The 13,871-nt window shown below is 69.1% G+C and carries 12 protein-coding genes; 7 read left to right on the top strand and 5 right to left on the bottom strand.

All coding sequences use genetic code 11. From position 1 onward, the window contains the following. Positions 1-117 precede the first annotated feature (117 nt). From O7626_RS17445 to O7626_RS17420, 6 genes are all read left to right on the top strand, one after another. Complete coding sequence (locus O7626_RS17445; protein WP_278062220.1) at positions 118-837, top strand: RNaseH domain-containing protein; 720 nt, start codon at positions 118-120, stop codon at positions 835-837. A gap of 571 nt (positions 838-1,408) precedes the next feature. Continuing rightward, positions 1,409-1,906, top strand: a complete 498-nt coding sequence (locus tag O7626_RS17440) for a hypothetical protein (protein ID WP_278062219.1) — start codon at positions 1,409-1,411, stop codon at positions 1,904-1,906. 434 nt (positions 1,907-2,340) lie between these two features. Further along, positions 2,341-3,912: a DUF2397 domain-containing protein gene (locus tag O7626_RS17435; protein WP_278062218.1), complete on the top strand. Its 1,572-nt coding sequence runs from the start codon at positions 2,341-2,343 to the stop codon at positions 3,910-3,912. Then, positions 3,909-5,072 carry a TIGR02678 family protein gene (locus O7626_RS17430; RefSeq protein WP_278062217.1) on the top strand — a complete coding sequence of 388 codons (1,164 nt, stop codon included), beginning with the start codon at positions 3,909-3,911 and terminating at the stop codon, positions 5,070-5,072. The genes O7626_RS17435 and O7626_RS17430 overlap by 4 nt, the downstream gene beginning before the upstream one ends. Further along, on the top strand, positions 5,069-9,448 hold the full coding sequence (locus O7626_RS17425; RefSeq protein ID WP_278062216.1) for an SbcC/MukB-like Walker B domain-containing protein: 4,380 nt from the start codon (positions 5,069-5,071) through the stop codon (positions 9,446-9,448). Before O7626_RS17430 ends, O7626_RS17425 begins: the two co-directional genes overlap by 4 nt. Continuing rightward, positions 9,445-10,647, top strand: coding sequence for a TIGR02679 domain-containing protein (locus O7626_RS17420; protein WP_278062215.1), 1,203 nt, complete (start codon positions 9,445-9,447; stop codon positions 10,645-10,647). Before O7626_RS17425 ends, O7626_RS17420 begins: the two co-directional genes overlap by 4 nt. A gap of 166 nt (positions 10,648-10,813) precedes the next feature. On the opposite strand, the gene O7626_RS17415 is transcribed toward O7626_RS17420, so the two are convergent. The 5 genes from O7626_RS17415 to O7626_RS17395 all read right to left on the bottom strand — a co-directional run bounded on the left by O7626_RS17415 (position 10,814) and on the right by O7626_RS17395 (position 13,310). Further along, positions 10,814-11,845 carry a ThiF family adenylyltransferase gene (locus tag O7626_RS17415; RefSeq protein ID WP_278062214.1) on the bottom strand — a complete coding sequence of 344 codons (1,032 nt, stop codon included), beginning with the start codon at positions 11,843-11,845 and terminating at the stop codon, positions 10,814-10,816. Next, positions 11,842-12,372 carry a hypothetical protein gene (locus O7626_RS17410; RefSeq protein WP_278062213.1) on the bottom strand — a complete coding sequence of 177 codons (531 nt, stop codon included), beginning with the start codon at positions 12,370-12,372 and terminating at the stop codon, positions 11,842-11,844. Before O7626_RS17410 ends, O7626_RS17415 begins: the two co-directional genes overlap by 4 nt. A 1-nt stretch (position 12,373) precedes the next feature. After that, entirely contained in the window at positions 12,374-12,763 is a 390-nt protein-coding gene (locus O7626_RS17405; protein WP_278062212.1) for an E2/UBC family protein, read from the bottom strand. Further along, positions 12,760-13,041, bottom strand: coding sequence for a multiubiquitin domain-containing protein (locus O7626_RS17400; RefSeq protein WP_278062211.1), 282 nt, complete (start codon positions 13,039-13,041; stop codon positions 12,760-12,762). The genes O7626_RS17405 and O7626_RS17400 overlap by 4 nt, the downstream gene beginning before the upstream one ends. Positions 13,042-13,112: 71 nt before the next feature. Next, positions 13,113-13,310 carry a hypothetical protein gene (locus O7626_RS17395; protein WP_278062210.1) on the bottom strand — a complete coding sequence of 66 codons (198 nt, stop codon included), beginning with the start codon at positions 13,308-13,310 and terminating at the stop codon, positions 13,113-13,115. Positions 13,311-13,405: 95 nt separating this feature from the next. Between O7626_RS17395 and O7626_RS17390 the strand changes: the two genes are divergently transcribed. After that, a complete protein-coding gene (locus tag O7626_RS17390) occupies positions 13,406-13,792 on the top strand; it encodes a helix-turn-helix domain-containing protein (RefSeq protein ID WP_278062209.1) in 387 nt (128 codons plus the stop codon). Positions 13,793-13,871 lie beyond the last annotated feature (79 nt).

Genomic DNA, 13,871 nt, shown 5'->3' with positions numbered 1-13,871 from the left:
TCGGTGACAAGGCGCGGTGGCGAGTCGGTGGGGGTGCGAACTGCGGACAGTACCTGAATCGGGCATGCTGACATCGCGGGTGAGGTCCTCAAGGTGTCCGGGAGCGTCGAGAACTCCATGATCACCTACAGGCCTCACCCGCCTTCCTCAACCCCGCAAGGGTCCGCCCACCCCGGGAATCCCCAGTTCAACGGCCACTCGACCAAACACGCAATAGCCCTGGGTCTGCAGAACAGCAAGCAGGGGCTGCATCCCGACACGCGCAAGAGCAAATACTGGCTGCCCGGCTTCACCCTCCCCGCCGACGAACAGCCCGACGCGGTCATCCGTATCAACATCGCCGACGACCGGGTGCCTCCGCCGGTTAGCTACACTCACGTGCTCAGCAGCCGAGAGGAGGAGAAAGAAGGCGAGACGACCAAGGCGCTGTACGAGATCGAGACGGACTTCAGCACCCCTGTATGGCTGCTTTGCAACGTTCCCCGCAACTACGACGGCGGCAACTCCGGCCGGCTCGGCGCGAAGTACACCCGCTGGGACGCGAAACATTCCGTCAATTCGGAGAACAAGGAAGAACGCCGGAAGAGCGAGATCCCCGAGCCGTGGTACTCGATGACCGCCACGGAAATCTTTCCCATCGCCCTCAACGACCGCGTCTCCCACGAAGCGCTCGCGTTCGCCACCGCCCAGCTCTGCCACCAAACCATGTACTGGTCCGATCGCGCCCGGTACCCGGTCGCCCTGCACGCGGCAATCCAGATGGACAAAGACCATCCGCAGTACCGCCGCACCGCGCAATCAGCCGATGAGGAAGCCAGCTCCGATGCAGAAGAATAGGCTCCGAAGCTCGAGCTGCGGCACGAGAACGACTGCCAGCTCCGCGCCCGGCACGGGCGCCGAGCTTTCGGCACATGGTCGCTCTCGCGCCGGCGCGTCATCCGCTTTACGACAGTGCGTGAGGTTGCCTCGCCGAGGTGCCAGACAACGCAGAGATGATGCTGGCAAAGCCCGCCGCCGCCAGCAGGTGACTGAAGTTCGGGTAGCGACTCGGTTGCTTACTGCCGAGATCGGCAGTCGCTCGCCAAGGATTGGGCTGTCGGCGCTGCGGATGCCCCTGTGCCGTCGGTCGCATCGACTCTGACACCCATAGGCGATGGCGACGTGCACGCCCCTGAACCGGATTCCGGCCCATTGAGGATGGTCGCGGAGCGCTAATCGCACATCGGCTTCAGCGCCTCGACGTACGCCGGGAACCGACCTATCTCGAGTCGTCGACCGACCGCAACGGTGCGCTGTACAAAAGGCACGAGTTCGTGCCAGGCCAGATCATTCGCGGCCGCCTTGGCGCTGCGAGCCCCGTCGTGATGTGGCGCCAACCGCAGCCGGTCGCCGGCTGAGCGCCTTTCGATTGAACTTCGTCGACATGGGTTGGCAGCCTGCGTCGTCCGTCAACCACGCCCGCCCCCGGTCGGCGCGGGTCACACGGTTCAGGGGCAAGCTTTCCGGGACCGGCGCAGCCATGGCTATCTGCCGGGCTCCGAGACCCTTCGAGCTGAGGCAGGCCTCCGGGCGGTGTTCGTTTCGGCAACCGTCAACCGACGGGCTTGGCCTGACGCAGGCGGAGAAGACTGACTTGGCGTCGATTCCGCCTGTCAGCGACGACATGCAGTCCCTGCTCGCGGGCCTCTTCGTCCGGGTCACCTGCGTTTCGCCGGACAAGCGATGGGGGCTGGGGAACTGGTGGTACGACCCGCTGGATCGCCCGGATCTGTCGGAGCCGGTGAGGGGTGATTCTCGGCGGCTGTGGGGTGCCGGCGACGACTGGCAGTTGCTCTGGGAGCAGTACCCTACCCGGGCGATGTCGTGGCTTCGCTCACGGATCCGTTCGCGGGGATGGCGGGCGTGACGGCCGATGGCGACGATTCCTTCTACAGCGTTGCGTTGGGAAGCGCATGTCTGGCGCTGGCTCCGTGGTCAGCGCGCCGGACGCGGCGCGGACGGCAGAGTGCGGCCTGATCGCGCTGTGGATCGACGACGGCGCGGGTCGCGTCGGTCCGATCGGGTGGAGCGGCCCCGGGCCGGGTCCTGTGGGCGAGTGGCCCGGTGCCGGGGAGGCCGAGTGTCAAGGAGCTGACAGTTGGCCCGTATCGAGTGGAATGGTGATGTTCAGTAGTGCCGTGCCTGCGCAACGCCACCAGTTGATCATGGTGCGAATCGTCACCTGGACGAGCTCGCCAAGCGGTACCTGTCGCATCCAGCTCCTATGCTCGCCGGACGGCAGCGCGCCCCGCCCGTACCCTGCGGGCAGCAGCGCGTTCCCAGGATGCGGCGGGGAAGGGGATGCGGGTGCGGCCGGACAGTTCTGAGGTTGATGACGACGAACGTCCCGCTGACGGTCTCGACCTGTGGCAGCTCGCCGGTCTCCCCGGCGGACTGCTGCAGGCCAGCTATCTGACCAGCCGGTTCGCGGCGCAGTACCGGCTGATCGTGGACGTGCTGCTTGCCGAACAGGAACACACGCTGACCGGCGTCGCCGCCACCGACCTGCCCGAGCTGTTACGCCGGCGCCTGCAGCACCTCGGCGCTGACCCAGCCCTGCTCGACGACCCCGGCTTCCGGCTCAAGGAGCGGATGACCCGGCTCGAACGTTGGGGTGTCGTCTATACGTTCCAGGACAAAGCTGTCCGTGACGCCGAATTCGTCCTCGACCGCGACCGGTACCAGCTGACCGAGACCGTCGCCCAGCTGCACCGGGCGATCACCTCCCTCGGTGACGACACCGCGGCCGAAGCCGCCGCCACCCTCGCCCCCGGCATCCTGACCGCTAACCTGAACCTGCTGCACGATTGCGCCCGCACCGACCCGGCCGCAGCCGCCGCCGCGTGGTCGGTGATCGCCACAACCCACCAGTCGATGGTGAAAGCCGCCGCCAGCTGGCAGGCGCGCCTCGCCGGAGCTCTGGCCGGCGCCCCGACACCGGAAAAGATCACCACCGTGCAGGAAACCCTGCGCCGCTACGTCGACATGTGGGGCGCCGGCATCGATACCCAGTCCGAGACGATCACCACCCGCGCCGGGAGACTCGCCCTGCTGCCTGCCGACGTGTGGCGGCGTATCGCCGTGCACACCCTCGGCGCCAACGCCGATGACCCGGCCATCGACGCCCTGGTCGACACCCACCAGCACACCCTGCAAACGCTGCGGCGTTGGTTCGACGGCCCGGACTGCCAGGCCCGTAAACTACGCCGGCAGATGCGCGACACGATCGGGCCGCTGCTGCGCGGGCAGCGCACTCTCGCGGCGGTCGGCGGCCACGTCTCCCGGCGCGCTGAACTGCTCGATTTGGCGGCACGCCTGGAATCGGCCGCCGACGATGACGCCGCGTGGCGACTGTGGTGCGCCGCGACCGGCCTGTTCGCCGCCCGGCACCTGCCCGGTGAAACGAGCCCGCCGGCCGGTAGCGCCGGCGCCGTGTCGTTCTGGGACGCCGACCCGGTCCCGATCGAAGCGCGGCTGCGGAAACAAGGCCCCAAAGCCGTGACCGGCACCGCCGCCCGGCTCACTGACCGCACCGGCGCCAAACGCGCCGCCCGGGAACGCGCCGCCCGCATGGCCGCGCAGGCCGCGCTCACCGAAAACGGAATCCTCGCCCGGTCCGGGCAGCGGCTGTCGCAATGGCGCAACGTGAGCGTCGACGAGCTGCAGATGCTGCTGGTCCTGCTCGGCACGATCGCCGCCGCCCGCCCCGACCAGGCCGGCACCAGGTCGGCGACCACCGGCGACGCCCGCTGGCAGCTGCACGCCGATCCACCGCCGGACGGCGCCCCCGCCGCGATAGTGCACACTCCTGACGGGCGCCTGGTCCATCCCGACATCGCCTTGCACATAACCCCGGCCGCGAGCCGCCCGTGAACACCGCGACCTCCGCCATCGAGAAGGAAGCCCAGCAGGCCTTCCTCGGCCTGCTCGCCCAACCGCTGATCACCCCGGCCACCAACCGAATCCTGCACCGGCACGTGCTACGCCACCAACGCCAGATCACCGACCATGCCCGCCGCGCCGGCTACCGCATCCAGCGCATCGGCCGCGCCGTCCGGCTGATCCGGGTACCCGTCGGCGGACAGGTCACCGCCCCACCACGCCCCACCGGCGCGCCCGGCCGACGGCTGCTGGCACTGGCCTGCTGCCTGGCCGGATGCTGCGAAGAAGTCTCGACCACCGTCACCCTGCAACAGCTGTCCGACATGGTCCGCGACCTGACCGGCGCCGCAGGCACCCCAGTGACCGGATACGACCCGGAACAGAAACCGCAACGGCGGCTGCTGCGCGACGCCGCGACCCTGCTCGCCGACTGGGGAGTGCTACGCCGCCGCACCAGCGACGAGATGCTGCTCGACTGGACCGAAGACGGCGCTGGACCCGGCGCCGGCTACGACGTCGACCGTGACGCCCTGCTGCTGATGACCAGCCCCGACGTCCTGGCAGCCGCCCTGCACTCACCCGAGGCTAATGCCGAGCAGCTCGCCGCGACCCGCACCGTGCGGCAACTACGGGCCTTGCTGGAAACCCCGGCCGTCGTCTACGCCGACCTCGACGAACACGACGCCGACGCGCTACGCAAAGCCCGCAGGCTGCGCACCGCAGATCTGACGCAGATGACCGGCGGCACCGTCGAAGCCCGCGCCGAAGGGCTCCTGCTCGCCCTACCCGACGACCCGGACCGGCAGCCGAGCGTCGCTGACTGGCCCCGCGCCCGCGCCGCGGACTGGGTTGCCCTGCTGATGGCCGACCTCGCCGGCCGCCACGGCACCCGCGCCCCCACCGGCACCGTCCGGCTGACCAGTACACAGGTCGATGAAGTCGTCGACGACCTCGTCGCATGGCGCGGTGACTACATGTCCAAAGACCAGAAGACCGTGCCCGGCACCGTCCGCAGCGACGCCGAAACGATCCTGACCGAACTCGGCCTGCTCCAGGTCGACCCGGACGGCTCGTGGACGTTGTCACCGGTCGCCGGCCGCTACCGCGACCCCGACATCACCCTGATCGATCCGACGGAGCCAACCCGATGACGACGCTCGACCTGCCCGCACCGGGGCCGGCCGCCACCGACGAGCAACTGGCCGCCTGGCGAGACGCCGTGACCACCGCCGGGCTGCCCGACCCGTCCCGCTCCCGCTGGCAGGTCCTGCGCGCCGGCGTGATCGGCCTGTGGGAATTCGACGTCGCCGAATACTGGTTCGCCGACGGCCGCGCCCAGTTCGTCGGCCAGAACCAGTCCGGCAAGTCCACCATGATGGCCTTGACCACGCTGCTCATGCTCGCCGGCAGCCTCGACCGCAAGTACGTCGACACGTTCGGCGACTCCGAGAAGGAATACCGGTACTACGTCGAACCCGTCACCGACGACCGAGACCGGCGCGACGCCTCCACCTCAACCAATCGCGGCTGGGCCTGGGTCGAATACGGCCGCATAGGCCCGCTCGGCAACCCCGAATTCGTCACCACCATGCTTTACACCCAGACCAAACGCGGCGTGAAGCAGATGACCCGCGCCTGGGTCGTCTGCCACGGCACCGCCCGCGTCCGCGACGGCCTGGACCTGGCCGTCGGACAGGCGGTTACCGAACCCAAGGAACTCGAGGGCATCGCCGGGGTCACCGTCTACCCGAAGGGCTCCGACTACACCGAGCGGCTCGCCACCGACCTGTTCGGCTTCGACGACACCGAACGCTACGCGACCGTGATCGAGATGCTGAAGGTGCTGCGCACCCCACACCTCGGACAGAAACTCGACCCGGCCTGGTTCACCTCCCAGATCCGCTCCGCGCTGCCCCCGGTCGCCAAAAGCGAGGTGACCGAACTCGCCAACGGCTGGCAGGAACTCGAACAACTCGCCCGCGACCGTGACCACGCCGACGAAGCCCGCAAAGCGATCACCGTCTACCTCAACCGGGCCTGGCGGCCCTGGGGCGACGCCGTCCTGCGCCTGCACGCCGACACACTGATCGCCGCCGACACCGCGTTCGTCAAAGCCGGCGACGACGCCACCGCAGCGGAAACGACGCTCAAGCAAGCCCGCGCCCGCCTAAACGACGAAGCCCAGAACACCATCGACCTGGAGAAGGCCCTCGGGCGCACCCGCGCCGAACTAATGCAACTGCTGCGCTCATCGGCGTACACCACCGCCGTCGAGCGCGCCAACGACGCCAAACGCCTGCGCGCTGAGGCCAACGCCGCGGCTGAGCGCGCCCGCAAGGCCACCGCCCAATTGGCCACCACCCGTGGCGACCTGGAGAAGGCCATCGGCCGCCGCGACAAGGCGGCGGACGAGCTCACGATCGCGCAACAGGAGGTCGAGACCGCCGGCGGGCACGCCGTCGAGGCCGCCACCGCCGCAGGGCTCGGCGAGCACGCACCGGCCTGGGCAGCCGCCGGAGACGTCGACCGGTTCGACGTCGCGATCACCAACCGCCGCGGGCAAGTCGCTGCACTGCGCAAACTCATCCGCGCCGCCAGCACCGCCGCTGCGACCTGGAACACCCTTGACGACCTGGCGCAGAAGGCGGAAACCGAACTCATCATCCGTACGGACGCCGCCACCGCCACCGAAAACGCCCTGCACCAAGCCGTACAGACGTTGTCGGACGACCTGGAACGCTGGGCATCGGCCCTCGACGAATGGGCACCACCGACCGAGACCCGCACCCAGTGGATCACTGCGGTCACCGACCAGACCCGCGGCGACCGGCCACGGGAACTACTCACCGCCCTGCTGACCCGCCAATGGCTGGACCCGGTCACCTCACCGCTGATCACCCGCGCCGCCGACCTGCGCGCCGCCGCGAAAACCGCCACCACACAAGCAACCGCGGCGGACGCCGAAGCCGACCACCTCGCCGCCGCCGGCGACCCCATCCCCGACCCGCCAGCGCGCTGGACCCGCCGGACACGTCCCGCCTTCCCGACAGCGGCAGGCGCCCCGCTGTGGCGACTGCTCGACCCGGTCGACGGTCTCGACCCCGCCGTCCTCGACCATGTCGAGGCGGCCCTGGCCGCCGCGGGCCTGCTCGACACATGGGTCACCACCGACGGCGCCTTCGGACCCGAGCACGGTGACGACGCCGTCATCACCACCGGCACCCTCCCTGTCGCGACAACCTCACTGGCCGCCGTGCTGCAGCCCGCCGAAGACGCCGCCACCCTCACCGACGCTGTCACGAAGATCCTCAACGGCATCGGCTACACCACCGACGGCCCGCTCACCGCGACCGTGTGCCTCGCCGCCGACGGACGCTGGCGAACCACCGCCGCAGCCGGCCGGGCAGCCCCCGCCGAACACGGCGCTGAACTGATCGGCACCGCCGCCCGCGCCGCGACCCGCCGCCGCAACATCGCCGACCTACGCGCGCAAGCCACCGCGTTCCGCGACGAAGCGCAGCGCCTCACCGGCGAAGCCGACACCGTCAGCACCCAGGTCACGAACCTGCGCACCAGCGCCAGGCAGGCACCCACCGACGCCGACGTCGTCGCAGCTGCCGCTGCTTACACCGCCGCGACCGGCGAAGCCGAGAAAGCCGGCACCGCCTACCGCGACGCTCGCGGCCGAGAAGAACAGGCCCGCACCCTCTCGGAGGAGAAGGCAGCAGAGGTCATCCGGTACGGCGTCGATAACCAGCTCCCCACCAGCGAGGAGCATCTCGACACCCTCGCCGCAGACCTCGACACAACCGCCGCCGCCGCCGGCTCCCTGCGGCTGGCACTGCGCGGGCTCAAAGCCGCCACTGCCGCGGCCACGGATGCTGCTGAACGGCTCACCACCGAAGAAGGCCGGGTCACCGCCGCCGTCACCCTCGCCGAAGGTGAAGCGGCAGCCGCCGAGCTGGCCGACACGAACGCGACCCTGGCCGAGCAGTCCGTGGACGCCGACGCGCAACAGCTGTTCGCCCAGGCCGAAGAACTCGAACGAAAAGTCGAGGAATACGGTCCGTCGATCTCGGCCAGTCGACGCGAAGGCCTGGCCCGCTCCAAAGAGGCGGGTGAAGCCGAGAACGCCTGGAAGGGCGCCTGCAAGGACCACACGGCGGCCGGTGAACACCGCGACGCCGCGGCTGCCGCCTGGTGGACACCTGTTGACGCCGGCCTCACTGCCGCTCGTAACCTGCCCGCCCCGGACAGCCGTGATTTGCCCGCCGCGCTCGCTCACGCCCGTACCGCCACCGAGCGGCTGCGCCCGCCGATGTGGCCCGACCGGCTCGACGACAAGGCCAAACGCGTTGAAGCCGCACTCTCGCGCATGCTCGGCAGCTCCCTGATCGAGCTGCGCACCGTCCTCGAAGCCCACGGCGGCCGCTCGATCATCATCACCGAAGCCGACGACCAGCACCCCCTGCCGTCGGTCACCTTGATCGTCGATGCCTCTGGCACCTCGCTCGACCCAGCTGAAGCCATCCTGCACCTGCAAAAGCTGGTCGACGACCTGTCGCGTACCCACGACGAGAAGCTCCACCAGATGTACACCGAACTTCTCTCCTCCACCTTCATCGACCACCTCGCCGACCGGATGAAGAAGGTCATCACGCTGCTTGCGGTTGTCAACGAGGTTCTGGAGAAACATCCGACCGGCGCCAACAAGATCACGCTGCGGCTACGCCGCGTCCCCGCCGAAGGACAAGCGCCCGGCTTCAAGATCCTCAAAGCACTCCTGGACGGCACCATAGAATCCGACGCCGCCCAGCAACAGATCCAACTGTTCCTCGGCGCCCGTCTGCGCGAGGCCCAGGAAGCCGGCCTCGTTGGCACCGAAGACTGGACCGACCGCCTTGCCGAACTGCTCGACTATCGTGCCTGGTTCGACGTCGTCGCCCAATACAAAGTCGGCGACAGCGACGACGACGAGACCCGGTGGAAAGACCTCACCAGGAAAGTCCACGGCGTCGATTCCGGCGGAGGCAAAGTCCTCACCCTGTTGCAGCCGCTGCTGGCGACCCTGGTCGCCCTGTATTCCGAATCTCCAGAAGCACCCCGGCCGCTCTGGCTCGACGAAGCCTTCGAAGGCGTCGACCCCGGCAACCGCGCCACGATGATGCGGATGCTCACGGACTTCGACCTCGACTTCCTGCTCGCCGGACCCGCACCGCTTGTCGCCGTCGCGCAAGTCCCCGCCGCCGCAGTCTGGGTCATCACCCGAGCACCCGCACCCATTCCCGGCGTCGACCTGTCCCTGATGCTGTGGGCCGGGCACACCCTTGAACAGATCCCCGTCGGGGACTACGCCACCCGGCTGCTCACCCCACGCCGCAGCGCCGAAGATCTCGGTCCTGACCTGTTCGCCACGATGCTCCCCGACCCGGCACCGGTCGAGCCACCGCACACCAACGGCGCCCACCACACCGGCACCGAGGAAACATCGGACGCGGCTGGCATCGACGAAAGTGAGCCCGCATGAGCGCGGCAACCGACCGGTGGGCCGCCCAGCCCGGCCCGCACAAGGTCCTTACCGCGGTCCGGGAACTGCTGCAGGAACGCCGCACCGGCAACGGCGTCACCGTCCGCGTCGAGCTCACCGCCACCGAACGAGCCCAAGTGGCCCGCTATCTTGGCGTGGCGTGGGACACATCCGGCCAGCCCGTAACCCTCGGCAAACTCCGCACTGCCCTCACCCGGACCGGCGACGACCTGCTCGACCTGCTGACCCGCACTGGCGGCGCCATCGACGACGTCCGCGGCCGCCGCGAACAAGCCGCCGCCCGCACCGCAGCCACCATCGACGCCGCCTACACCAGCCTCACCACCACAGGCCTTCCCGACCACGCCGTACAGCTTGCCCGCAAACGCCGCTGGCTCGGCACCGACCCCGACACCGCCACCCGCCGCTCCGACGACCTGCAACACCTGTGGCACGCCCTCCCCGGCACCGGCCGACCCCTCGCTGAAATCGCCAACGCCCTCTACGGCGACCCGCACCGCCTCGACCGCGACCACGACCTCGGCCGCACCGCCGCCCGCCTGCTCGCGGCCGCCTTTGCCACCGCGGACAACGCCGCCTCCGCCGCCGACACCGCGCTGACCGCCGATCGTTGGCGGCACGTGTGGGCCGAGCACGGGATCAGCTGCGACGAGGTCTCCGCCACCGTCCTGGTCCTCAACCTCACCCTGACCGGGAAAGCCCCAGCAACCCGGATCGCGGGCGCTGCAGCCGAACACGGCGAACCGGTATGGCTGACCAGCCGCAGCCTACGCGGAGGCTGGGCACCTGCACCCGCGCTGACCGTCGTGCGCGTCTGCGAGAACCCCGCCGTCGCCGAGGCCGCCGCCGAACAACTCGGCACCACCTGCCTGCCGCTGGTGTGCATCTACGGACGACCCTCATCGGCAGCATGGACACTGCTCCGCGGCCTCGCCGCCGCCGACGTCCAACTACGGGTCACCGCTGACCGCGACACTGCAGGCCGCGGATTCCTCGCCGAAATGCTCGTCCTGCCTGGCGCCACCGAATGGCTACCCGACGCCGACGGCCTGTATGAGGAAGCCCGACTCCGAGCCCTCATCACCGACCTCAGCCCGGCCAGCCATGCCGCATACGAAGATCCCGCCACCACCTATCCGAACAGTCCGCGATCACGGCTGGAGGGCTCGACGGGGTAGCTCCAGCACTGTCTCTCCACTGGTCGTCGTGAAGGAGTACAAGTATCAGGCCCAACACGAACCAAATTCCCATATCCGACCGTGGCTGATATGGATGTCGTGTTGGCGTAGCCACGCGCAAGCCGGCCGCCCCGAATACGCAGGTTGGTGCCCTGCCGGGGGCACGTCACAGATCTGCAAAATCGCATCGTGATCGGTCGACGACTGCGCGTTGAGGCACTGTTCCGCCTGAGGTAGCAGCCTGGGCCACATCTTGTCCCGGGGTGCGGAGCCGTTGGTGATCCGGTCTTGATTCTCCCGATAAGCCTGTTTGCGGCAGTCGCTCGTCTTCACCTACGCCGAGCTTGTTCTCGTACGCCGGTGCGAGAACAGGCTCAGGAGAGGCCCATCGTATGCAGTACGGGCATGCCGTCCGGGCCGGTGGGTCGAGATTGATACGGACGCCGCCGTGGTCGGCTCTGTAGGTGAGCTGTTTTTGGGGCTTTCGGAGCCCGGTAAGGTGGACCATCGCTTCGGTGGCGGCGAGCGAGGCGACCACGCCGTTGATGGTGACGACGGAGGGGCCGGCGTCGTCGAGAGCGTCGGCGGGCACGCCGTAGATCGCGGCGTCGGCAGCGCGTTCCTCGTCCGTCATGGCGACTCGGCGGATTTGCTGCTGGTCGAGAAGGTCGAGGCAGAACAGACAGCCGGGCCCGGTACCTGCGGTGACGACCCGGCCGCCGTACGCGAGCGGCCCGTTGTCGGCGTTGGTGTCGGTGGCCGCGTCGATGTAGACGATGCGGTGCTGGGAGGCCAGGTCGGCCAAGTGGAGCCGGGGCGCGTCATTGTCGAGGCCGCCGATGATGAGTTCGACGCCGGCCAGTGCGCCGATGGCGTCCGGGTGGGGAAGGTGGTGCCGGATGTTGACCACCTCGGCATCCGGGTTGATTGCCCGGATCAGGCGTTCGGCGAGGTCGGTCTTGTACTGACCGACGTCGTCGGGGTAGGCGGTGACCAGGCGGTTGAGGCTGTGGCTGCTCGCGCGGTCGCCGTCGGCCAGGACGTACCGGCGGACCCCGAGGTACGCCAACTGCTGGACAAGGTGGCAGCCGAGCCCGCCGAGGCCGGCGACGCCGACCCGGGCGGCCTTGATGCGCTTCTGGCCGTCGGCGCCGAACAGCATGGTGTTCCGGTCGTACCGGATCGAGTCGTCGATCATCGTGTCCTCCAAGACGGGACGGCGGCCAGACGGCCAAGGCTGATTCCAGTGGGAGCCTTGGGCTCGCCGCCTATGACGAGTGCGTCGATGCTGGTCACGGAGCCGTCGGGGTGCCATTGCAGGGCGTCGAAGCTTTCCCGGCCGAAGACCAGCGCGGTGTACGGCCTGCCGGGTAGCCGCCAGGTCATGTGTGGGCCGAGCTGTTGCAACCCGTCGAGGTCGGTCGGGCTGAACCGGGTCGATGGTCCGGGCCAGTCGTGCGCGTGTGCCTCGACGACCGCGTACCTGTGCTGGTGCGCGGTGCGGATCACGGCGGGGCGTACGTGCTCGGCCAGTTCGACGTAGTGCTGGTCGCGGTGGAGGTAGTCGCCGGGCTCGAGAAGCCGGACCTCACCGACGTGCGCATCTCCGCCGGGCGCAGTGCCGCCGGGCGAGAGGCGGAGGAACAGGAACGCGATCCGCTCCGGCACGTCGAACAGGTACGGGTGCAACTCGGTGTGCTGGGCGGCGGTCAGGTGCAGGCGCACGTTAGTTCAACTCCCGGAGCCGGCCTGTGAACGAGCGCACGAAGTCGACCAGGCTGGTTCCCTCTCCTGGCCGGGCGCCGGGCGCCCACGGGTTCAGGTTCCAGGAGAACTTGCCCCACTGCCCGCCCCATGGGGTGCTATCGGCCGGGAAGACATAGTTCGTGATCTGCGCGCCGGTGGCCAGTGCCAGGCCGCCGGAGACCCAGAAGGCGTACGGCTCCTGTCCCGGTAGGGCCTCGGGGATCTGGAACGCGATGTCCACGTTCGACCGGTTCCATCCGGCCGGCAGCGCGAAGTCCGGGATTTTGCACCAGTTCGTGCCCTCGGCGTGGACCAGCGCCGGCCAGCAGTGGTGCAGGAGCCGAAGCTCCTGCACCCCCCAGTCGTTCACCGATCACCCCGCTTGAACCCGATCTTCTTGCCAAATCCGTGGCCCGGCTTGACCCCCACGACCTCGCCCTCGGCCAGCGTCCGTTCGGTGTTGTCGCGGAAGTTGATCTCGATGACCGGCTGGTCGGCCGGAAGCCCGCCGAGTTCGCGGATCTGGGCAGGCGTGATTGTGCGCTCGTGCCATACGTAGATCTGGCCCTCGATGTTGATCTCGAAGGTCGGTCGGTCCGTCCGATCGTCGTCGGTGCCGGGCGTGTCGTGCGTCGCGGTGGTAGTCACCTCGACCCCCTCATCTGAACTCGTAGTTTGAAGTGCAAGGTGGTGGCGCCGCCTCGCACGATGTGCTTGTCCTAGCCCCGTTCCGTGACGCTGGTGCGCGGGTGGCGCGCGGCAGCGGCGCCGGTGATGTAGCGGCCGGTGATGGCGCTGCGGTGGTGCGTGCCCGAGCTGGCGTTGCGCCTGCTCTCGGTCACGCTCATGCGCGGGTGCCGCGTGGCGGCGGCCCGGGAAATGAAGCGCCCGGTGATGGCGCTGCGGCCACGTGTCATGACAGACTCCTCTCGCCGACTTCCATGCAACGTGGTTGCACTGGTGAGACGATAGATCCACAGGGGGCCCTGTTGCAAGCACGAGACGAGGTTGCATGAAAGAAACCTTCCGAGAGAGGGAGCCGGCGGGCGGCTCCCCACTGCGGATCGCCGAACTCGCCGCCCTGGTAGACAACCGGCTGGCTCGCGACGGCCTCAAGCTGCGGGAGGCAGCGGCCCAGGCCGGCGTGAGCGCGGCCACGCTGTCACGGGTGCTCAACGGCAAGGTGCCCGACACGGCCACCTTCGCCGCGCTGGTCCGATGGCTGGGCGTTTCGGCCGACCTGTTCATCGACCGCGACAGGGAAGTCAGCGGCGCTGAAGCGATCGAGGCGCATTTGCGGGCAGATCGGACGCTGCCGCCAGCGACCGCCAAGGCCCTCGCCGCACTCGTCCGGGCCGCCTACGCCGACTTCGGCAACTTCACCCCGAACAAGGAGTAACCCTGTGGCGACAGCGACGTCCGCGCTGGTGCGCGGCTTCAAAGCGCGGTCGCAGCGCATCGCCGCCGACCAGCGCGCC

It is taken from the genome of Micromonospora sp. WMMD1102 (genome assembly GCF_029626265.1).
Taxonomy (GTDB): Bacteria; Actinomycetota; Actinomycetes; order Mycobacteriales; family Micromonosporaceae; genus Plantactinospora.
The sequence above is the reverse complement of the archived record's forward strand: the minus strand, read 5'-3'. Positions and strand labels throughout refer to the sequence as shown.